The sequence below is a fragment of the Streptomyces sp. NPDC127084 genome (genome assembly GCF_042724175.1).
Classification (GTDB): domain Bacteria; phylum Actinomycetota; class Actinomycetes; order Streptomycetales; family Streptomycetaceae; genus Streptomyces.
Window position 1 is genome coordinate 27,051 of record NZ_JBHXFA010000023.1, and the last position, 20,548, is coordinate 47,598.

At 70.5% G+C, this 20,548-nt stretch carries 18 protein-coding genes; 16 read left to right on the top strand and 2 right to left on the bottom strand.

Annotation, left to right across the window (positions count from 1 at the left end; translation table 11 throughout):
- Positions 1-202 precede the first annotated feature (202 nt).
- The 9 genes from ACFWI9_RS08410 (at position 203) to ACFWI9_RS08450 (ending at position 12,214) form a co-directional block, all read left to right on the top strand.
- A complete protein-coding gene (locus tag ACFWI9_RS08410) occupies positions 203-1,129 on the top strand; it encodes a conjugal transfer protein (protein WP_387159892.1) in 927 nt (308 codons plus the stop codon).
- Complete coding sequence (locus ACFWI9_RS08415; protein WP_387159894.1) at positions 1,129-1,470, top strand: hypothetical protein; 342 nt, start codon at positions 1,129-1,131, stop codon at positions 1,468-1,470. The genes ACFWI9_RS08410 and ACFWI9_RS08415 overlap by 1 nt, the downstream gene beginning before the upstream one ends.
- A complete protein-coding gene (locus tag ACFWI9_RS08420) occupies positions 1,467-2,042 on the top strand; it encodes a hypothetical protein (RefSeq protein ID WP_387159895.1) in 576 nt (191 codons plus the stop codon). The genes ACFWI9_RS08415 and ACFWI9_RS08420 overlap by 4 nt, the downstream gene beginning before the upstream one ends.
- Complete coding sequence (locus ACFWI9_RS08425) at positions 2,039-4,729, top strand: ATP-binding protein (protein ID WP_387159897.1); 2,691 nt, start codon at positions 2,039-2,041, stop codon at positions 4,727-4,729. Before ACFWI9_RS08420 ends, ACFWI9_RS08425 begins: the two co-directional genes overlap by 4 nt.
- Entirely contained in the window at positions 4,729-5,073 is a 345-nt protein-coding gene (locus tag ACFWI9_RS08430) for a hypothetical protein (protein ID WP_387159899.1), read from the top strand. The genes ACFWI9_RS08425 and ACFWI9_RS08430 overlap by 1 nt, the downstream gene beginning before the upstream one ends.
- Positions 5,074-5,098: 25 nt before the next feature.
- Positions 5,099-7,870, top strand: a complete 2,772-nt coding sequence (locus ACFWI9_RS08435) for a hypothetical protein (protein WP_387159901.1) — start codon at positions 5,099-5,101, stop codon at positions 7,868-7,870.
- 41 nt (positions 7,871-7,911) lie between these two features.
- Positions 7,912-9,021, top strand: coding sequence for a C40 family peptidase (locus tag ACFWI9_RS08440; protein ID WP_387159903.1), 1,110 nt, complete (start codon positions 7,912-7,914; stop codon positions 9,019-9,021).
- The gene (locus ACFWI9_RS08445; RefSeq protein WP_387159907.1) at positions 9,018-9,626 is read left to right on the top strand and encodes a hypothetical protein; all 609 of its coding nucleotides are present in this window, start codon (positions 9,018-9,020) and stop codon (positions 9,624-9,626) included. Before ACFWI9_RS08440 ends, ACFWI9_RS08445 begins: the two co-directional genes overlap by 4 nt.
- Before the next feature lie 119 nt (positions 9,627-9,745).
- Positions 9,746-12,214, top strand: coding sequence for an ATP/GTP-binding protein (locus ACFWI9_RS08450; RefSeq protein ID WP_387159948.1), 2,469 nt, complete (start codon positions 9,746-9,748; stop codon positions 12,212-12,214).
- Positions 12,215-12,509: 295 nt separating this feature from the next.
- Here the strand turns inward: ACFWI9_RS08450 and ACFWI9_RS08455 are convergent, their stop codons facing one another.
- Both ACFWI9_RS08455 and ACFWI9_RS08460 read right to left on the bottom strand, forming a co-directional pair.
- Positions 12,510-13,349, bottom strand: a complete 840-nt coding sequence (locus ACFWI9_RS08455; RefSeq protein ID WP_387159909.1) for a DUF1932 domain-containing protein — start codon at positions 13,347-13,349, stop codon at positions 12,510-12,512.
- The gene (locus ACFWI9_RS08460; RefSeq protein ID WP_387159911.1) at positions 13,346-14,713 is read right to left on the bottom strand and encodes a hypothetical protein; all 1,368 of its coding nucleotides are present in this window, start codon (positions 14,711-14,713) and stop codon (positions 13,346-13,348) included. The genes ACFWI9_RS08455 and ACFWI9_RS08460 overlap by 4 nt, the downstream gene beginning before the upstream one ends.
- 264 nt (positions 14,714-14,977) lie before the next feature.
- On the opposite strand from ACFWI9_RS08460, the gene ACFWI9_RS08465 reads away from it, so the two are divergent.
- The 7 genes from ACFWI9_RS08465 to ACFWI9_RS08495 form a co-directional block, all read left to right on the top strand.
- On the top strand, positions 14,978-15,358 hold the full coding sequence (locus ACFWI9_RS08465; protein WP_387159913.1) for a DUF6415 family natural product biosynthesis protein: 381 nt from the start codon (positions 14,978-14,980) through the stop codon (positions 15,356-15,358).
- 103 nt (positions 15,359-15,461) lie between these two features.
- Positions 15,462-16,322, top strand: a complete 861-nt coding sequence (locus ACFWI9_RS08470; RefSeq protein WP_387159915.1) for a glycosyltransferase family 8 protein — start codon at positions 15,462-15,464, stop codon at positions 16,320-16,322.
- A gap of 20 nt (positions 16,323-16,342) precedes the next feature.
- A complete protein-coding gene (locus ACFWI9_RS08475) occupies positions 16,343-17,227 on the top strand; it encodes a phosphotransferase (RefSeq protein WP_387159917.1) in 885 nt (294 codons plus the stop codon).
- A complete protein-coding gene (locus tag ACFWI9_RS08480) occupies positions 17,224-17,955 on the top strand; it encodes a glycosyltransferase (RefSeq protein ID WP_387159919.1) in 732 nt (243 codons plus the stop codon). Before ACFWI9_RS08475 ends, ACFWI9_RS08480 begins: the two co-directional genes overlap by 4 nt.
- Before the next feature lie 14 nt (positions 17,956-17,969).
- Positions 17,970-18,845, top strand: a complete 876-nt coding sequence (locus ACFWI9_RS08485) for a PIG-L deacetylase family protein (protein WP_387159920.1) — start codon at positions 17,970-17,972, stop codon at positions 18,843-18,845.
- Entirely contained in the window at positions 18,845-19,459 is a 615-nt protein-coding gene (locus ACFWI9_RS08490; RefSeq protein ID WP_387159922.1) for a hypothetical protein, read from the top strand. Before ACFWI9_RS08485 ends, ACFWI9_RS08490 begins: the two co-directional genes overlap by 1 nt.
- Positions 19,456-20,548: glycosyltransferase (locus tag ACFWI9_RS08495; protein ID WP_387159923.1), on the top strand; the 1,093-nt coding region annotated here is incomplete at its 3' end. The genes ACFWI9_RS08490 and ACFWI9_RS08495, both read left to right, overlap by 4 nt.

Genomic DNA, 20,548 nt, shown 5'->3' on the forward strand with positions numbered 1-20,548 from the left:
ACAGCCGCGGCCCTGCTGGGCACGGACGAGGCGGAGGGTCAGCGGCAGCTTTCGGTGCTTGCCAGGGCCGGCCTGCTGGACCCGACCACGGACTTCGTGTCCCCATCGTGATCGCGGTCGGGGGTTCGTGGTCGGTGGTCGGGTCGGGGTCGACGGGTTTTCTCAAGGTCAGCAACATTCGTTCCGACCTGGGAGTTTGACCATGTCCCCTGGAAAGCAGGTCCCGCAGGGCGAGGCCGTGGCCCCGATGGCGGCCGGCGCCCGCTTGGAGGCGATGCGCCGCCGCGTACGCCTCTCACGCGTGGCAGTCTGGACTGTCATCGCGGCCGGCCCCGTCGCCCTGTGCGTCGCCGTCGCCTCCCCTGCGACCACGGTGGCGGCGATCCCCGCCGCCAAGCCCATCCCGGTGCGCACGGCTGCGGCTGTCGACCCGGGCGGCTATGCGCAGGTGTTCATCGCCGCGTGGCTGCGCAGCAGCGCCAACGATGAGACGAGTGCGCAGGCGCGGCTTGCGCAGTCGTTGGCGCCCCACGTCGATCTGCCCGGCGTGGCCGTCGATGCGCAGTCGGCGCCTTCGTCGGTGACGTCGGTGCGCAGTGCGCAGCGCGCAGGCGGTGCGTGGGCGGTGACGGTGGCTGCGCAGTACGCCGACGGGTCGGTGCGGTACTACGCCGTACCGGTGGCCGCCGACAGCGGGAGCTCCTCGTTCACGGTGACCGGAGCGCCCAGCGTGGTGGCTGGCCCTTCCCGGGCCGAGGTGCCGAAGTCGCCGTACGCCGTGACCGTCCCTGCGGGGGATCTGTCCTTGGCCGTCGGGCAGTTCCTCGCCGCCTACCTGACGGGGGCCGGCGAGATCGACCGCTATCTGGCGCCCGGTGTCCAACTGTCCGCCGTCTCCCCCGCCCCGTACACGGCGGTCGCCGTCGAGCAGATGTGGGCCGTCCAGGAGACGGCGGCCGCGGAGCAGGTTCCGAGTGACGGTACGGCGGTGCGTGTCCTGGCCTCGGTGGAGGCCCGGGACGCCGGTGGTCGGTGGCCGCTGGGATACGAGCTCACGCTCAAGGCCCGCTCGGGCCGGTCGGAAGTCGCCGCGCTGGAGTCCGGCACGGCTCAGGACGGGGGTTCTTGATGAACACGGTGCACGGCCTGATGCTCGCCGGGCAACTGGACGACCTCGGCAACTCGTGGATCACCATGTTCAAGGACTGGGCGACCAAGGGTCTGCAGGCCGGTCTGATCTGCCTGGTCGTCGTCATCATGATCCAGAAGTTCAGCCTCAAAGCGGGAATTGGTGCCCTGCTGCTGATGGTGATCGCGCTGGGTCTGTACGACGCGCGCAACGACCTGGCGAACATGTTCACCGACGAGGTGAAGAACCCGTCCAAGGGCGCCCCCGCCGTCTCCGGCACCGTCCAGCCCGAACTGCCGGCTTCCCTTGAACGCTCGCCGGGCGCTGGGGGCTTGCTGTGACCGCGGCCGCCGCCCGGGTGGGCCGCTTCTACACCGCAGCACGCCGCCATCCGTGGGTGCTGGGGAAGGTCGCGGACTGGAAGATTCCGCTCGGTCCGTACACGCCTGCGCAGATCGCGGTCGCCGTCGGTGGCGGCTTCCTTCTGGTCAAGACCATCGCCTGGTGGTCGTGGATGGGGCCGGTCCCCCTCGTTGGTTGGATCCTGGCCATCTGGATGGTGCGCCGGCCGCGGATCCGGGGCCGGGCCCCGATGCAGGCCGCGTTGGGCTGGGTGCTGCTCGGCTGGCAGCCCCGCGGAGGGCGGATCGGCGGGCGGGCCGCCCGCGATCGTGCCGGCCACCCGCTGCTCGGCGGCTTCACCATCGAGGACACGCCCGCGCCCCATTGCGCTGTTCAGGCCGTGGCTTCCCGTGTGGTTCAGCGGCGTCCAGCCCCAGGGCTACGCCCGAGTCCGGCCGCAGTGCGCTCGTCCGCGCCCCGCCGCCCACAGGCGGTTGCTCCCGCCATGGCGGGGCCGATGTCGGGTGTGCAGCAGTTGCTCGCGCTCTCGGCGCAAGGGGGTGCGCGGTGAGGGTTCCGATCCGTCACATCGCCGGGCATCTGGTGTGGTCGACGCAGGGCAGCGTGTGGGCCGTCTACCGCCTTCACCCCGGCCCGGACGCGCAGGGACGCCGCGAGGAGGCCGTCCAGGGCACCTATGTGCCCGCCGCCGTCCGCGACGAGCAGTTGGCGAAGACCACTCACCTGGTGCGCTCGCTGGCCGGAGCCCCGCGCCTGTACGGCATGTGCGCCCAGGTCGACCCGGGCGAGATCGCCCTGCGCATGATCGAGGGCATCGAGCCGGCCGAGCAGGCACCCGGTGCGGGCCGGCACCCGTGGGTGGAGAACGTCGACGCCGCCCTGGATCTGCTCGACGACCAAGAGATGCACCGCCGCACCCTGTGGCTGGCCGTGCCCCTGCAGACCACAAAAGGCAGCCTTCAGGTGTCGGCGTCCCTCGGCGCGACGTGGGCCGAGGTCGCGCCGATGCTGGGCATGCGGCCGGCGCCGGTGGCCCGACGAGAGGTGAGCGCGTATCGCGAGCAGGCCTCGCGGGTGGAGGCCGCGCTCGCCGGCGGCATCGCCTTCCGCCCGGCCCGCCCGGCGGAGATCGTGTGGATGATCCAGCACGCCTTGCACCGCGGCCTTGCCGAGCCGCTGCTGGCGGAGGCGGAGGCCAGCGAGATGTACGGCGGGCAGATCCGGGATGGGGTGCTGCGCTCCCCCAGCTATGCCGACCTCGGTCAGGTCCGCCTGCAGGAAGGAGGCATCGACCCCGCCATCGCCGATGTCGACGAGCTCAAGAGCGCGGGCCGGATCACCCGGTCGGGCCGCAAGGCCTGGTGGCGAGTGAACACCGGCTCACCGCTCGGGCGGCGCTGGCTGCAGGTCGAGTCCGACAATGGGGTGGGCTACCAGGCGCAGCTCGCTTTGGCCGAGTGCCCGCCCGTGGTCAGCCAGGACGCCGCCGACCTGTTCGCCCAGCTGGAGCTGCTCGACTTCCCGGTCGACTACACCGTCGACCTGACGCTCGTACCCGCGGAGAAGGCCCGCGACCAGGTGCGGCGCAAGAAGAACGAACTCATCGACCAGGCCGACCAGTACGACGCCCGCCCTACGGGCATGCCCGCCTCGCTCACCGAGGCCGCCCGCGATCTGGGCGAGCTCGATGCCCGTCTCTCCCGCACCAGCGTGGAGGTCGAGGTGCAGTCGGTGACGGTGCTGACGGTGTGGGGGCCGACCGCCGCGGTCTGCGACGCGAGGGCCCGCGCCCTGGCCGCGCTGCTCGGCGGCGCCGACTACCGGGCCGTGCGCCCGGCCGGCCTGCAGGAGGCCCTCTTCACCCTGGGGCTGCCCGGCACCGTACGGCCGGGGGTCGTACGGGAGTTCACCCAGCACCAGGTCTCCGAAGACTGGGCGCTGGGCGGGGCCTTCACCGCTGCGGAGGTCGGCGATCCCAACGGCATGTTCCTCGGGTTCGACCTGGACTGCGGTACCACCCGCCCCGTCATGATCAACGTGGCGGATGCGCCCAAGGTCGACGCATCGGCGTCGATGGGCATCGTCGGGGATCTGGGCGCGGGTAAGAGCGTCCTGCAGAAGCTGATTGCGGAGGCGGTGTGGGCGCGGGGCGGCTGCGCGATCTGCATCGACCGTACCCCCGTGCGCGAGTGGGCGACCTTCGCGCGCACCGCCGCCAAGGGCCGCGTCCAGATCATCGACGCCGCGCAGGCCGAGGTGTCCATCGACCCGCTGCGCATGTTCGACGGGCCCGAGGGACGGCATTACGCCTTGTCCTACCTCACCCTGCAGCTCGGCATCGGCCCGATGAGCACCAGCGGCGAGGTCCTCCACCACGCCGTCGAGCAGGCCGCCCTCAGCGACGCCCCCTCCATGCACCGCGTCCTTGAGGTCCTCGAGGAGATGGCCACTCGCGAGGCGGGAAAACGGCAGGACGCGGCCGCCACCCTCGCCGGCCTCATCCGGGTCGTCGCCACCGACTCCCTGGCCCGGATGGTCTTCGACCCGACGCTGCCGCCGGTGCGGCTGGACGCCTCCAGCGCCTCCGACATGATCGTGATCACCACCACGGGTCTGAAGCTGCCCCCGAAGGCCGCGTTCGCCAACCCCGAGATCCTGCACCAACAGCCGCTGGAGGCGCTGATCGGCCGGGCGGTGCTCTACCTGGTCGCCGCGATCGCCCGGCAGACGGCTTTCGAGGACCCCGAGCGGTTCACCGCAGTGGTACTGGACGAGCTGTACTGGCTCACCTCGTCCGCCGAAGGCACGGCCCTTGTACACGAGATCCTCCACGACGGCCGCAAGCACGGCGCTGGCCTGTTGGCGGGCTCGCACGACGCTGAGGAACTCGGCCCCGACCGCGGCCTGATGGCCTACCGCGCCCTCGCCCGCACCGCCGACCGTGAGCGCGCCCGCCGCGGACTGGAGTTCGTCGGGCTCGACCCGAACGACGTGGAGCTGCTGCGGCTGGTGACCACCGGTCTGTCCCCCGTCGGCCAGAAGGGCCGGGAGGGCGAGTTCCTGCTGACCTGCCCGCGGCAGAACACCGGCCGCATCAAGGTCTCCATCCCCCGCATCGAGCGCATCACCACCTCCATCACCACCACGCCAGGACGCCGCACAGGCTCTGCCCCACCCTCCGTGCCGAAGCCGCACGCCGGTGAAGCCGCACAGACCCGTCCGAAGGAAACCGTCTGATGACCACTTTGTCGTGGGATCGCTCGAAGCGCGTCGCCGCCGCAAGCGTCCTCGCCGTGATCGCCGTCGTGGCTGGAGCGGTCATGCTCGCTGTGGGGGTGGGCGTGCGGGACGGGTGGTGGCCGCACACCGGAGAAGCCTTTGCCGCCGACACCGCGCATCGAGATCCCTGCGACCTGCTCGTGGGCCGGGCCATGGCGTACTGCGAGCGTGGCGCCCCGAGCTCCGCCTCCGGTCGGCATGACGTGGCCGGTGGAGCGTGGAGGCTGCTGTCCGCCGGTGCGGGTGTGGCTGCCTTGGTGGTGTGGCGGCTGCGCGGCGCCGCTGGGCAAAGGCGGCGTTGACGTGCTGCGTCCCCATCGTGCGACCGTGCGTTCGGCAGGTTTCGTCGTGTTGCTCACGTGCGTGTTCCTCGTGGTGAACACGCAGGTCGTGTACGCCGCAAGCAGCAACAGCGAGACCGGTGACTTGCTGGCTCCGCTGAATATCACCTCTTCCGAAGGTGTGCCGATCAACGGCTACGAGCTGAACGCCGAAGGCGGCTCGATCGTCGACTTCGAATCACAGGCCCTGGCGTTCGGACTGTCCGGCGTGTTCACGCTCATCCGGATGCTGGTGGGGCTGGCGGGGTGGGCCATTGAATTCGCCTTCCGGTTTCCGCTGCTGAAGATCCTCACCGACCCCGCTCAGAAGGTTTCCGACGTCTACAACACGCTGGTGGTCGACGCCCTCGGGTTGAAGGGGCTGCTGCTGGCCTGGGCGTTCGTGTTCGTCGGCTTCATGCTCGTGCGCGGGCGCGTCGGCCGCGGCCTGGGCGAGATGTTCCTGACTCTGCTGCTCGCGGCATTGGCCGCGTCCGCGTTCGTCCGCCCTGACTACCTGCTGGCCGAGGACGGCCCCTTGGGGCAAGCCCAGCAAGTGGGTGCGGAGGTGGCCCAGTCGACGGTCAACGCCTACGACTGGGGCGGCAAGATCTCCGCCTGGGGGCCGTGCTTCAACATGACAGGCCTGGCGGAGCGAGCCTGCCTGAAGCGCGAAGCCAGCAAGCCGGCCGAGTCCGCGGAGGTGGCTCGCCCCATCCAGGACTCCCTCACCAACGCGCTCGTCGTCAAGCCGTACATGCTGCTGCAGTACGGGCGCGTCCTCGATCCGGGCAAGGCCTCCGACCGCGAGGCCTACGCCGTGCATCTGAGGTGGGTCTCCGGCGACTACAGGTCACGCACCGGCAAGGCCGACGGCGAGGATCCGTGCGACAGGGTGGCGGGGATCGCGCAGGACTACTGCATCAGCGACGGCCAGGCTGCTGGAGACGGCGCCGAGGATCGGTGCCGCTATCTCTCCGACCACGCGAAGAAGTACTGCCAGACCGACCCGGCCGAGCTTCCCCAGATCACTCCAGGTGGGGAGCTCCTGGACACGCTCAGCCCACTGACCAGTGAAGAGGACAGAGAGTTCGCCGCGTTCGTGGCGGATCTCAAGAAGGCCGGCAAGGTCGGCGAGGCGTGTGCCGAGTACGCCAAAGAGCCGACCTGGTGGCGCATCGGCGGCGCTGTCCTGCTGCTGATCGCCGCGGTGTTCGTGTGCGGCATGCTGCTGTCCAGCGCCACCGTCCTCCTCGGCACGCAAGGTGTCGCCGCTGCGGCGGCGGCCGTCGGCGGGGTCACGTTCATCGCGGCCATGCTGCCCGGACCACCGCGCCAGTCGGTGTGGAAGTGGCTGTCGCTGTGGGGCATCGCGGTGCTGGCGCTGGTAGGGATCTGCGCCTTCGTGCCGTTCTTCGCCATCGCCATGGACGTGATCCTCACCGACGGCCCCGATCTCGTGGTGGAACGGATCCTGCTGATCGACGTGCTCGCCATCGTCGGCGCCGCCGGACACCGCAGGCTGCTGACGGGCATCACCTCCTTCGGACAGCGCATGGCGATGCGCATGCGCTACGCCAAGGTGGGCGGTACGCACCTGCCCGGCGACACCTCTGAGCTCGGGGCCGCGCTCGCCATGAACTCCCCCGCCGCGATGAGCGGATACAGCGGGGGGCTGCGCGCCTTCGCCCTCGCAGGTGGCGGCCGGTTCGGGGTGCTCGGCACGCGCCACAGGCTCATGGGCGCGCTGTCCTCGTTGGTCGACGGTGCCGGCATGCCCGTCGATACGGGCCGGATGTTCGCCGACGCCACGGCCGAAGCCGGCCGGGGACTGGCCCCGCTCACCGCGGCGGCGGCCGCGGGTGGGCTGGGTGCGCGGCTCGGAGCCAAGGGCGGCCACTGGTTGCTGATCGGTCGGCGTCCAGGCGATGAGCAGTTGGCCAGGTGGCGTAAGGCCACAACCGGCGGCGACCCGGACGCGGGTGGTCCGGGAACGGGGGGTGGTGCCGACGGGGGCGGAGGGGGGCCGCGCACCCCTGGTGGTCCGCCCCATCGATATCGCGATGAGGACGGCCGGATCGTCGACCGCGACTCGGGGCAGGTGCTGCACGACCAGAACACCGACCGCACGCTCCTGTCGACGCGTGCCCACAACCGCCTGGTCCGCCTGCGCGGGTACCGCATCCTCCACCGGGGTGGCCGCGCCGCATACGGGGCGAGTGTCGGCCTGCCGGCGAATGTCCGTCGGGCTGGCCAGGGCGGTTCGCGGTACGCGCAGGATGCACGCCAGCAGGTACGGGTATGGGCCAACACCGTCCGCGAGGACGGCCGTGCCTGGGCAGACGCGGGACGCCACGTCTCCCGCGTGCTCAGGGAGAACAACGACGACCGAAGTGGGGATGGCCCCTTCACCAGCCGGCGCCTGCCGACAGCGACGGCGGCGACTCCCCCGCTACGTCCGCGTGGGCCGGGTCACACACCAGGCTCGGATAGCTCCACGACTCGCTCGACGCCCGCCCCAGTGCGCCCCACCGAGCCCCCCGCGGCACGAACGGGCACCACGAGCGGGGCATCGCCGAGCTCCCCGACCAGGATCACAAGCGGTCTCGGCCCGGCGAGCGCGGCACCAGCGAGGACTTCGCCGGTGCTTCCCGGCGGAACCAGCGCCCGTGACAGGGCGCGTCAGGAGGCCCGTACGCGGATGCAGGAGTTGATGCGGCGGACCGCGCCCGAAGCCGAGCGACTGCGCCAGGAACGCGACGGCGGTGGCGACGGGTGAAGCGGGCCTCGCGCCGAATCAGGCGGTGGGGGTGCCTCACCGTGCTGATCCTGTTCGCCGCTGTGTGCTGTACCGCTCCTGTCACCCATGCGATCAGCGCGGCCGTTGCGCTGAAGACCCGGGCGCAGGACGAGGGTCAGATCACCGGGGGTGGCACCGCAGCGGATATCCCCCCGCGGATGCTGAGCGCCTACAAGAGGGCCGTCCAGCAGATCGCGAAGCATGCTTCCCGGTGCCGGGGCACGCGCTGGCCCGTCCTTGCCGCGATCGCCAAGGTCGAGTCCAACCACGCTGTCGGCAGAAGCATCTCCGAGACCGGTGTCATCCGTCCGAAGATCTACGGGGTGCTCCTCAACGGATCCGGGGCCGGCGGCAACACCACTGTTTTCCCCGACACCGACGGAGGCCGCTGGGATGGCACCGCCAGCGGGGAGCGCGCGGTGGGCCCGTTCCAGTTCCTGCCGTCCACGTGGGAGGGCAGCGGCAGAGATGCGGGTGGCGACAACGTCGCTGATCCGCACAACGCGGACGACGCCGCCCTCGGTGCCGCTGTCTATCTCTGCGGCAACGGACGCGACCTGGCCAAGCGGTCTCAGCTCAAGGCCGCGATCTTTCAGTACAACCGCTCCCACGAGTACGTCGCCAACGTGCTGAACTGGATCGACCAGTACACGGCGGCAGCCTCCCAGGGCCCCGACATGACGAACGTGTCGGGGAAGGTCCGCATCGTGCTCGAGGCAGCCCTGGCCCAACGGGGTGTGCCGTACTCGTGGGGCGGCGGCAACGCCCGTGGGGCGAGCACGGGTGGGTGCTGCTCCCCCAGCGGGAAGAGCGGCGCGCACATCAAGGGCTTCGACTGTTCAGGCCTGGTCGTCTACGCGTACGCGAAAGTCGGCATCCTGCTGCCGCGTACCGCGGCAGCACAGGCCGGTGCCGGACGGCGCATCCCCGCCGGTGCCGGTCCCGGTGCGCTCAAGCCCGGCGATCTCGTCTTCTACGCCGACGCTCCCGGCCGCGACGCGACGATCCATCACGTAGGGATATTCGTGGGCAACGGACAGATGGTCAACGCCCCCAGGCCAGACGCTGTTGTCCGCCTCGATGCGGTCAACGCCATGCCGGGATACGCGGGAGGGGCCCGACTGCTGTGACCGTATCCCCCGCGCGCTCGCCGCGCCTGCTGCTGACCATCGCCGTGGTTCTGGCCGTGGTCGGGGTGTTCCTGCTGACAATGCCCGGAGGGAGCCGGCCCGCGGCCCCTCCCGCGCCGCTGCCCTCCGCAGACCGGGCCGCGCAGGCCAAAGAGTCCACGCATGCCTCGCCCTCCACGGCGTCGATGCAGCAGGGTGCGTCCGCGCTGCCCCCGCACGGCGAGGGTGCGGCCGGCGATGCCGCCATCCAGCAGTCGCTGGAGGATGCCTGGCCCGCCGATCTCGCCCCCGCTGATGCGCGACAGCTCCTCACAGCGGGACGGGGCTTGCTGCGGGCGGATGCCACCGGGGTCGGCCGCGCCACGTGGCCCACGGTTTTCGGCGACCCGGACCAGGTGTTCGCACCGGCATTCGCTATGGCTCGCTTCCGCATCCAAGCCGCCGTCGCCCGCCGGGCCGGCAACCCCGACATAGCGGTGGTGCACCTGGTGTGGGCGGGCGCCGACCGCGGCGGCACCTTCACCGACCGGCGCGTCACCAACTGGTACTTCACCCGCACGTCGACGAAAGGAGCGTCCGCGTGGATGCCAAAGACACGGCTCTGATGACGGTGGCCGATCCGATCGTGGATCTGCTGCACGTCCTGCTCGGCACTGCCTGCTGGATCACCACCTACTGGTATGTGGTGGTGGCGGTCGCCCTCGTCCTTTGGGCCGCGGGCGAGATGGTGGTGCGCCGTCTGGCGAGGAAGGCTTCGGCCGAGCGGATGGCGCTGGAACTCGTGCCGACCCGGCACTTCGACCCCGGGCTGGAGGAGATCTTCCGCCGCGGGGTCCAGCTCGCGCGGGCGTCGACGAGTATGCCGTGGTGGGCGCCCAGGCGGTCGAAGACCGTGCAGATCCGGCTTCGCGCCGATGGCTCGAGTCCGCTGCGCTACCGGATCGAAGGCCCCGCCGGGGCAGAGCGCTTGCTGTCCATCACGCCCTTCGGCCCCGCCGTATCCGTCGAACGGGCCCGTCCCGTGGCCGACAAGGCACGCGAGCACGTGGTGCGGGCCGAGTTCGTTCTGCGCGGCAAGCCCACGGCCCCCCTGCGGGAGGTCCCGCTCGACCCGGATCCGTTGCAGCCCCTTGTCGATGCCGTCTGTGATCTGCGGGCGGAACTGGGCGACCTGGCGGAGATTCGGCTCGATATCCAGCGTGCCCCCAAGTGGGCCTTGCGGGCGCGCCGTCTTCAGTTGATGGCAGATGCCCGCCGCCGGGAACGGCGTGAGGCTCAGCGGGCGGCCAGGTGGGTGCGTCAGGACGCGACCGGTATCGAGGACTCCTGGATGTGGCAGGTGCAGCAGCTGGCGAGTGGCAAGGGCGGCGGCGGGAGTGGGCGCCGGCTGGTCATGCCGCCGGTTCCCCGCCGGGTGGAGGCGCGGGAAGTTCTGGGCAAGCTCGCCGAGGACGACCATCTGGTGCGCGTGCAGCTGCTGGTGATGTGCGCGTCGAACACCGAAGGCCGGGCGCAGGCCAGACTCGCCCAGATACAGGCCGGCTTCGACGTGTTCGGCGGCGGCGCACGGTGGGCGATGCGCGGGTGGCGCCTTGGTCCGTGGCGCCTCGGAGCGGACCGCTGGCCCAGCCGGAAGGGCTTCGAGCGGCGCTGGAAGTGGGGTCACTGCCAGCCGCCCCGCGCGAACTGGGTCCGTTTGGAAGAACTGGCCGGGTTGCTCAAGCCGCCCACTAAGCACTGCCGTCTTCCGCTGCTCGCCTCGGACCTGCCGACCTTCGAGTTCGGAAATCCGCAGTTGCTGCTGCAGGGCAGCTACCGCGGCCCCGATGGCCGCCGACGCCTCGTGGCCACCTACGCGAAGGAGACCCTATTCGAGGTCGGCGTGGGCAAGGCAGGCGGGGGGAAGACGGAGCGGGCGCTCGCGCAGGCGATCGGCTGGGCGCACGCCGGGGGCGGTCTGATGTTCGTCGACCCGCACCGCGACTCCTGGCCCCGTTCGCTGCCGTTCCTGGCCCACGACACGTTGACGGACCGGATCGCGCTCATCGACCTCGGCGCCCACGGCCCCGCGCCGCAGGTGAGTTCATGGAACCCGATCGGCATGCATCAAGGACAGGTACCGCACGAGGTCGTCGAGGCCACCGCGGACGCCTACGCGTCCGCGCTCGGCTGGGACGACGCAAGCGCCCCTCGCGCACTGACCATCCTCACCGCCTGCCTGGCGGTACTGGTGGCCGTCAACGAAGCAGCCTGCCGGGCAGGGCGCCCTGAAGACCAGACCACGATCTTCCACGTGCGGGCCATGCTCACCGACCCGGTCTTCCGCACGGCCGCACTCACCGGTGTTCAGGGGCGCGTGGACGAGGAGACCCACGCGTGGTGGAAGACGGTTTTCCCGACGCTGCCCGTCGATTCCTTCGCCGTGGTCCTCAACCCGATCGCCCGGCTCGCCGCCAACCCCGTCACCCGCGCGTTCCTCGGGCAGCCAACCGGCCGCTACAACATTCGCGCCGCGATGGACACGAAGATGATCGTGTGGGTGTGCCCCGGCGGAAACGGGCCCACCGACCGGCTGATCACTGCCCTGCTCGCTCGCGACCTGCTGCGCGCCGTGCGCTCTCGCCGCGATACACCCGAAGCAGCACGAGTGCCGTTCCGCGCGTACTTCGACGAGCTCATCACCCTGACCGGCGCCGCCCCCGAGACCATCGCCTCCATGTTCGAAGACTTCCGCAAGTACAAAGTCCACGTCCACGGCATGACCCAGCTCCTGGCCCGCCTGCCCATCTCGGTGCGACTGTCCCTGGTCCAGAACGCCTCCACGCTCGCCTCCACCGCCGGCTCACAGTCCGCGATCGCCCCGATCACCTCGGAATGGGGCGAGAACCCCACCCCGGCCGTCGTTGCAGCACTAAACCGATACGAGCACTACATGTCCCTGACGGTCCAAGGCCGCCGCGTGGGCCCCGTCCAGATCACCGGCCCGCACCTCGACGAGGTGTTCGCCGACCACGCCCGCCCCCGTCGCGTGCCGGCGCTGGAGCGCGCCGCAGAGTCCCTGGCAGGCGCCAGCCCCCTGGACGCGCTCACCACCCGCGCCAGTGACCAGTTGGAACGTGTGAGCTGCTTCCTTGCCGAGCTCGCCCCCACGACCCCATCAGTCGCAAGACTGCAGAAGAAGGGATACCAGTAACTCCGCCAAGTGCGACGGGATTGAAGACAGACCTGGAGCTGGCCCGGCAGGGGATCACCGCGCTCTGCGGCGAGCGGGACAAACTCAAGGATGCGTTGCGCAGGCAGCTCGGCCAACAACTCGACCAGGCCGCCGCCGGAGACCCGCGTCGACGAACTGACCGCCAGATTCAGCAGCTCACCACCGAACACGGCGCGCTGAAGTGGGAATCACCGAGCTTGCGGAGACACCCACGTGACGAGCACAGCAGTGCGAAGCCGGGTGCTGCGCGGCATTTGTTCGGCGTCTGCTGCGATCAGATGCTGGGCCTCCGCAGGTGGGCGAGGACGTCCGCGACCGAGAGGTCGTGTCGGTCCTTGTCTCGTTCCCAGTGCGACATCACGGTCACTGCGGCCTCGGCCATGTCCGGTGGCAGGTGGGCCGCGCGGAGCGTATCGGCGATGTCCTGCATCTCCGGCGCCCAACGCCATGCGCGGGCCGCGACGCTGGGGAGATATTCGGGGTCGGAGAGGATGTTGGCGGCCATGACTTTGGCTTCTGTGGTCAGTTCCTCGCCGACGCCGTGGGCGGCAGCGAGGGCGTGGGCTACGCCGGCCAGGGTGCGGGCGGCTTTCTGGTAGCCGGCGAAGGCCATCTTCAGTGCGGAGACGGAGCCGATGGTGCCGCTGGTCCGGCGGGTGTGCAGGGCTGTGTCTTTGAACAGGCTTTCCACCTGGTCGATCGCCGAGCCTTCTCCGGCCAGGTAGAGACGGGCGGTCCGAGCCCCGCCCGGCGGTGGCCCGAAGATCGCGGCGTCCAGCACGGACGTCCCCGGTGCGATGTCCTCGGAGATGTGCAGCATCCGCTGCGGGTTGATCGCGTTGGCTTCGACGTAGACGCCTGCGAAGCCATGGGCGGCGACCAGCTCAGCCACTTGTTGGGCGGCCTGCGGCGGACATACCGACAGGATGAGAGAGCTCCGCTCCAGGGCCTCCGCCAGGGTGTCGACCGGCACCGCTCCCACCATGCGTGCCCGCTCCCGCGTGGCCTCGCTCCGGCCCTCCGGTACCCATAGCACCTCGTGTCCCGCCGCCACGGCCTGGGCGGCGACGGCGGATCCCATGGCGCCGGGGTGCAACACGGTCACGGTGGTCACAGGTGGCCTCCTGGCGGGAGTTCGGCAATGGTGCGTTCCTGATGGGCAATGATCGCCTCTCGCAGGCCGATCGCGACAGGCGCACCCGCGCCGGGGTGGAGCGCCAGCTGGCGGGTGAAGTGGCCGATGCGACGGTCCACGCTCTCGGTGCGGCGCCGGGCGCTGGTGACGAGGACTGTGTGGATCTGGGCCGCAGCGCCGTCCAGGTCGCCCCGGCCGAGGCGGGCCATGGCCAGGTCCATGCGGGCCAGGGACATCTCGCCGAGCCGCTGGCGCTCTGGTGGGGCGGCTTGGAACATCTCCACCGCCTCGTCGGCACGGGCCTCGGCGTCGGCCAGGTGCTGGGCCCCGGCCAGCCAGAGATGGGTGCTGCTGGCATAGAAGAGCTGCTTCTCGACGGGGAAGGCCATCATGCCGCCCGGCAGCTCGTCCCCCTCGGCGAGGCGCTCGCGCATGTGGTCGGCAGCACCAAGTGCGGTGAGGGCATCGCCGGGTCGGTTCAGCTGACCGTACGCCCGCGCCTTGATGCTCTCCAGCCTGATCTGCGCGGTACCCGACTCGGGTGTGAAGCCCGAGCCGGATTCGGCGAGGCGTACCGCGTCGGCAGGCCGCCCGTCCCAGTACGAGATCAGCGCCTGGAGTCCCCGCACCCAGGCCCGGAGACCGTTGTGACCGGCCAACTCGCCGAAGAGGAAGGCGGTGCGGGCCTGGGTCTCGGCTGCGTCGTAGCGGCCAAGGTCGAAGCTCGCGTTGGCCAGTACGCCGCACAGCACGCCGGCGCCGACGTACAGGTCGCGGGTGTACTGCGGCGGCTGGCGCCCTTCGAGGAGTTCGAAGGCGTGGTCGCGCAGAGCGCGCACCTCGCGGAACAGCGGCCCCACGGGCCGGTTGGGGTACGAATCGACTATCCGGCGGATGTCGGCTTCCAACTGCTCCAGCGTGTGCGGTCCCACGTTGCTGCTCTCTGCCCTGGCGGCGAAGCGCGCCGACTCGTTGGCCGCCGCCGTCACCGCGTCCTCAAGGCCGTACTCGAACGGTTCTACTTCCTGATGTTGCGCTGCCCCAGGATTCCGCGGTGCGCCCTCGTGCCCGGACGGCACTGGTCCGAGGAGCCGTGCCGCGGGGATCCCGGGGAACATGAACTCCAGGATCCGGCGGGCGACGGTCTGCGGTGTGCGGACCTCCCCATGCGCGTACCTGAAGAATTGGCGTTTCTCGATGGTCGCGGTCGAGAGCGAGGGCGGGCCCTCCAACTCAGCTAACTGCTTGGCCGCCTGCTCGTACCGTCTCTTGAAGACCTGGTAGTCCTGCCAGCCCCGCTGATTGATCAGGGTCTGGAAGAGGGTCGGTCCTGTCCGTTCCACAGCGGCTCCCTTGCGCCGGACTCTGCCTCCGGCGACCACGCTAGGCACCAACCGCGTCTGAGCGCAGAGGTGTTGTAGAGAAAACCCACGCAAGCCGCCAATAGACATCGGTTAGGCATGAAAGGGCCGCGTTAGACAGCGCTTGGGGTCTCGTTCAGGCGGCTCGGGCGGAGAACACTGCGACTTCACCCCGGCAGGCCGGTGACCGCACGAGGTCGCAGCCTTGCCCCTGCTCCAGTGCCTGGCAGTTCAGGAGGCCCGCTCGTGACAGCGCAACGCCATCTCGGCTTCCCCGACAACGGTCCGACGATCAACAGCCAAGTGGTTTCGCCCACATCCGCGACTGCCTCTGTCGCCGGGGACGTCGAGACCGCCCTCGGCCTCGCCGACCACCACCCGTCCGGGCCGCTCGCCGTACAACTGCGGGAGCGGCTCCGCGGGCACATCCGCAACTTGGCGGTCCCCGCTGAGCGGTACGCGGAGCTGCTGCCGGAAAGCCGGGAGAAGGACATCGCAGCCAGCACCGTGCGGTTCGCCCGAAAGGTCGCCGACGGCTGCGGGAGCGATCCCGCCATAGCCCTGCGCCTGCTGGCCAAATCGGTGGCTCACCTCGCACGCAACACCGACCTCCTGCGGTCCTCCTGAGCCGCTTCCGGTACCGGCATGCCTGGGGGCACCGGTACCGGAAGCCCTTCATCTGCCCAGCCCGGCGCCGGGCTCCGCCGAACCCTTCCCTGGAGGCACCTCCGTGTACGCGATCGGCATGTGTGTCGATGCCCGCTACCTGTTGCCCGCCCTGGTCACGCTCGGATCGGTCGCCGACCACCTGCCGGTGTCCGACCGCCGCGACAGCGCGGTGCGAATGCTGACCAATGGCCTGTCCACGGGGCAGGCCGCTGCGATGGAGTCCTTCGCCCGGCGGTGCGGGTTCGGCTCCTTCGACCTGCGCTGGCAGGCCCCGCCACGCGAGAGCGTCATGGCGGACACCGCCTACATCTCCGTCGCCACGTACCTGAGGTTCGGGTTCACCCCGGGCTTTCTCGACCGGCCGTTTCTGATCTACGTGGACGCCGACGTGCACGTACGCGGCGACATCTCCGCGCCGCTGGCCACTCTTCCCAATGATCGGGTCGGTGCGGTGCAGGACGAGTTCAACCCGGCCGTCGGCCAGTGTCCAGCCCTGCCCGGCCTCGCCGAGCGGTGGCGGCACCTGGCGGGGCGGCCCTACTTCAACGCCGGAATGCTGTGGGCGCCCACGATGATGCTCGCCCCCATGCGGGCCGGGGTCCAGCGAGCCCTGATCAGCGGCCGGGAGTACATCAAGCACAACGACCAGTGCGCCCTGAACCTGTGGCTACTGGCCTCCAATGCCGCCCACCCGGTGGAGCCGGTGTTCAACCGGTTCGAGGTGGACCGGTTCCTCGATCGCGGGGACTGGGTCCGCCGGATTCTTCGCCGACCGGTCACCCGCCGCGACGGGCGCGTAGTCCACTTTGTCGGCTCGCAGAAGCCGTGGATGCGCTCATGTCCCAGCACGGAGGACGTCCGGATCTACCGGTGGCAGATGCGCCGCACGCTCGCGCACCTGAGCCGGGCGGGTGCCCGGTGACCGGCGGCACGGTTCCGGCGGTGGAGCGGGCATGCACGGAGCTGACCGGATCGGCTCCGGCCGAGACGGTCCGGGTCCGTACCGGGCCGAAGTCGGCCGTCTACCGGGTCCGACTGGCCGACGGCCGCCCGGTGGTGGTGAAACTGTTCGCGGCTGACGTCTCCCACAGCGCGGCCGACGAGGCCCGGCTCCTTGTCGCCGCGAGGGAAGCGGGACGGGTGCGAGTACCCGCCATGATCGGGCATGGCCCCGTGCCCGGGCTGACCGCCTCCGCGCTGATCACCGCCGACGCCGGAACCAGGACCCTCCACGACGCTGTGCAGGCTGGGCAGATGCCGCGTCCGGCGGCCCTGCTGCGGCTCGCGCTGCTGATGGCCGCGTTCCACACCTCGGAGGCCCCGGCCGGGATTCGCCTGGCCCCGGGAATCGGCCAGCAGGTCAGCGCCATGGCCGCCCACTGCCCCCGGCAGGTCTTCGTGCGACTCGCGCCCGCGCTTGAGGTCATCGCGGGTGGGGCCCGCCGGGAACGGCTGGTGTGGTGCCACGGCGACCTCCACCTGGAGAACGTGATCCGCGGAGACGACCGGCGCCTCATCGCCGGCGCAGCGGGCGAGCCTCACCTGCCCGAGTACGTCGTGGACTTCGAGGTCGCGACCGTGGAGGTCCCCGAGTACGACCTCGCCCAGACCCTCGTGACCTGCGACGCACTGGAACCGTCCGACCGGGTGTTCATGGCCGCCGCGTACGGGCGCCCCATCGACACGCGCCTCCTGGACGCCTACGTGGCCTTCCAGGCCGTACGCGGCTGGACCTACGCCGCCCACCGGGAAGGCCGCGACCGCGACGCCTGGGCGGCTCGCCTGCACCTTGCCCTGACTCCCCAACCAGGAAGGACCGTGCTGTGAATGATCCCGCCCTTTCGGTGATTATCCCCGCCTACAACGAGGCGGACTACCTGCCCCGCTACCTGCCCACCGTCTTCGCGTCCCTGCGCGCCTGGGAGGGCGTCTCCGGCCAGTGCGGAGAGGTAGTCGTCGTGGACAACGCCTCCACCGACGACACCGCCACCGTCGCAAAGGAGCTGGGCGCCCGCGTGGTGACGGAGCGGGTTCGCAGCATCGGCCTGGTCCGCAACACCGGAGCCCGCGCGGCCGATGGCCGGATGCTGTTCTTCGTCGACGCCGACGTGGCCCTGCCCCTGGAGGCGATCACGGCCGCCGCCGACGCGATGGACGCCGGGGCCGTCGGCGGGGCGATCCCGCCCCTCTACACCCCCGCCCGGCTCGGGGCCCGCCTGCTCTGCGCCTACTGGGACCACTACCGCTCCCGCCACGGCGGCGCCCAAGGGGTCAACCAGTTCTGCACCCGGGACGCCTTCAAGGCCGTCCGTGGCTACCGGCCGGACTACTTCATGAGCGAGGACGCGGAGTTCTTCGCCCGCCTGACCGCATACGGACACAGCACGGGCGGGCCGGTCGTGTTCCTGGAAGACCTCCGGGTACGGCCCTCCACCCGTCGCTACGACGCCTGGTCCACGGTCCGGATGCTCTGGTGGCAGAACCCCGTGGTCGTCCGTTTCGGCCTGACCTCCCCGCGCCTGTGGCGCAACTGGTACACCGCCACCGTCCGATGATCGGAGAACCCCAGGTGACTCGCCTTCCCTTGCCGGACGCCAACGGCATCTACACCTTCCCCACCGACCTCCTGGCTGCCCACCAGAACTGGATGGACTCCCTGACCGGTGCGAAGGAAATCACGACGCTGACCTCGCCGCTGACTCTGTCGCCGTACTGGATCGAGCCGCGCCATCCGTCCGGGCGGCCGGTGGTGGTCATCGAGCCCCACCACGACGACTTTGTCCTGTCCGCCTCCGGGACCTTCCTCGCCCGTCCCCGGCCGCTGACCGTGGTCACCGTCTTCACCCGCTCCCGCAGCGTCCACCCCTCCCTTGAGAACACCTACAACAGCGTGGAGACGGTCTCCCAACTCCGGGATCGCGAGGCCGCCCAGTCCCTATTACCCCTGAGGGCCGCCCGGGTCGGTCTCGGGCACAAGGACGCCGAGAAGCCCTATCGGGCGCCCGAACCCGCCCAGGTGGACCGGATCACCGCCGAGCTCACAGAGGTGCTGGACGGAACGGAGGAGGCCGAGTTGCTCGCCCCGGCCGCCGTCACCCGCCACCCCGACCACCTCGCCGTCCACGAGGCGGCTCGCCGCCTGGGCTGCCGGTGGTTCTGGGAGGATGCCGCCTTCTGGCCCACCTATGGGCTGTCCGGGTGCGACCTGCACCTGTTCCAGCAGCGAGCTGGGGATGCCTTCGACCCGGAGCTGGAGGACATCACCGCCACCGTCCTGGACAAGGTGACCCTGCTGCACATGCACGGATCGCAGATGCACCCCGCGCGGAAGATGTACCGGCCGATCCGGCACGCCTACACCGTCGCCGCCAACCTGCTGCCCGCCCCGGACGGCCGTCCGCGCGGCCAGTTCGCAGAGCGTTTCTACCGGCTCGGGGGTTTGTGATGATCCTCGGTCTGGAAGGGCCCTCGTACGGAGGCAAGACCTCCGCCCTGGGGCGGCTGCGACGGGTACCTGCGATGCAGGACGCGATGTTCTTCTCCTGCTACGTGAAGTCGTTCGCGCGCCGCGAGGACATTCCGCCCCCCTCCACCCAGTCCGCCGCCGAGCAGGTCGAGGCGTTCATGACATTCATGGAGATCGAGGCCGAGCGGGTTCGCGTGGCCCGCCGGCATGGCGGGCTGGTGGTCCTGGACCGGACCGTCGACACCCTCCTCGCCCATGCCCACGCCGTGGATGAGATCCATGGCTTCGGCGTCCTGCCGGAACTGCGTCAGCGAGTCGAGGAGATGCCGCACCTGCGGCCGGACTGCACCCTGTACCTGGATGTGGCGCCCGAATTGCTGCACCTGCGGCGCAAGGCGGCCGGTCACCACGAGGTCGAACAGGAGTACTTCCTCCACGATCCCGCCTTCCTCGCCCGCTTCCGCGACTACTTCTGCAGCCGCGCCCGCCGCCCGGCAGCCAGGGAGATCGCCGTCGCGTCCGGGGACGGCGACCGGCAGGAGACGGCGGCCGTCGTGCAGGCGCTCTTCACGTACTGGGCGGGTGGCCAGTGACCGGACCGACGGTGGTGTTCGCGTGGCGGCGGAACCCGCCGCCGTTGCTGATCGGCGGCGCGGAGGTCTCCCAGCAGCTCTTGGCGGAAGAGTTCGCCCGGGCTGGATGGCGGGTCGTCTACCTCGGCAGCCACGAGGCTCCCTGGAACGGGTCGGCGCAGGTCGGACACCTGCGGGCCCATCTCCAGGCCCACGGTACTCAGTGGGAGGAAGCCGACGGAGAAGTCCGATACCGGTGGAACAGCGTCTCGTGCCGGGCCGTACCGCAGGATCGCCTGGAGAAGGCCCTGCGGGAAGTCCTGGGAGAGGCACGACCGGAGCTGGTGGTGACGTCACAGGAAGGGGCAGCCGACATCGCAGCCCTCGCCCGCCGCACGTCCAAAGTGGCAGGGTGGCTGCACTCCGTCTCCCCCAACAGCCACGGGGTCCTGCACGGCGAGCCACACGTAGCCCTCGCCACGTCGAAGTTCGTTGCCGGACGGGCGCGGACCCCGGCCCGGACACAAACCATGGTCTTCTACCCGCCCTTCGCCCCCGCGGAGGATGACCCGTCCCTCCCCGCCGACCTCGCCGGGCCCGATCACACTCCAGGGGCGGTGCTGATGGTCAACCCCATCCCTGCCAAGGGCTCGGCCCTCCTTCACCATCTGATCCACCGGCTCCCCAGCCGCCGATTCACCCTCGTCGAAGGGTGGTGGGACACCGCCCGAGAGTTCACCGGATACCCGAATGTCCGCTGGGTGCCTCGCACCTACGCCATGGGCTCCGTGTACGCCGGAAGCGACCTGCTGCTGGTTCCCTCACAAGTCGAGGATGCGTTCCCCAGGGTGATCGTGGAGGCCGGGCTCCACGGCGTCGCCACGGTCGGCTCGTCCCGAGGCGGCATTCCCGAGGCTGTCGGGGAGGGAGGGATGATCCTCCACCCGGACGATGCGGACACCTGGGTGAAGGCCATCGAGTCCGCCGACCGGACCGGCCTTGGCGAGAAGGCACGCAAACGAGCGGTGCCGCTGGTCCGGCCGTGTCTACCCGAGTTGGGTGCCGCCGGGCGGGTCCCGGCGGCCGCCGCCCGCGCGGGGGGGCCGGAGG

Coding starts and splice junctions, on each gene's coding strand:
- ACFWI9_RS08410 (WP_387159892.1), top strand. CDS start 203: ATGTCCCCTGGAAAGCAGGTCCCGCAGGGCGAGGCCGTGGCCCCGATG.
- ACFWI9_RS08430 (WP_387159899.1), top strand. CDS start 4,729: ATGACCACTTTGTCGTGGGATCGCTCGAAGCGCGTCGCCGCCGCAAGC.
- ACFWI9_RS08450 (WP_387159948.1), top strand. CDS start 9,746: ATGGTGGTGCGCCGTCTGGCGAGGAAGGCTTCGGCCGAGCGGATGGCG.
- ACFWI9_RS08490 (WP_387159922.1), top strand. CDS start 18,845: ATGATCCTCGGTCTGGAAGGGCCCTCGTACGGAGGCAAGACCTCCGCC.
- ACFWI9_RS08415 (WP_387159894.1), top strand. CDS start 1,129: ATGAACACGGTGCACGGCCTGATGCTCGCCGGGCAACTGGACGACCTC.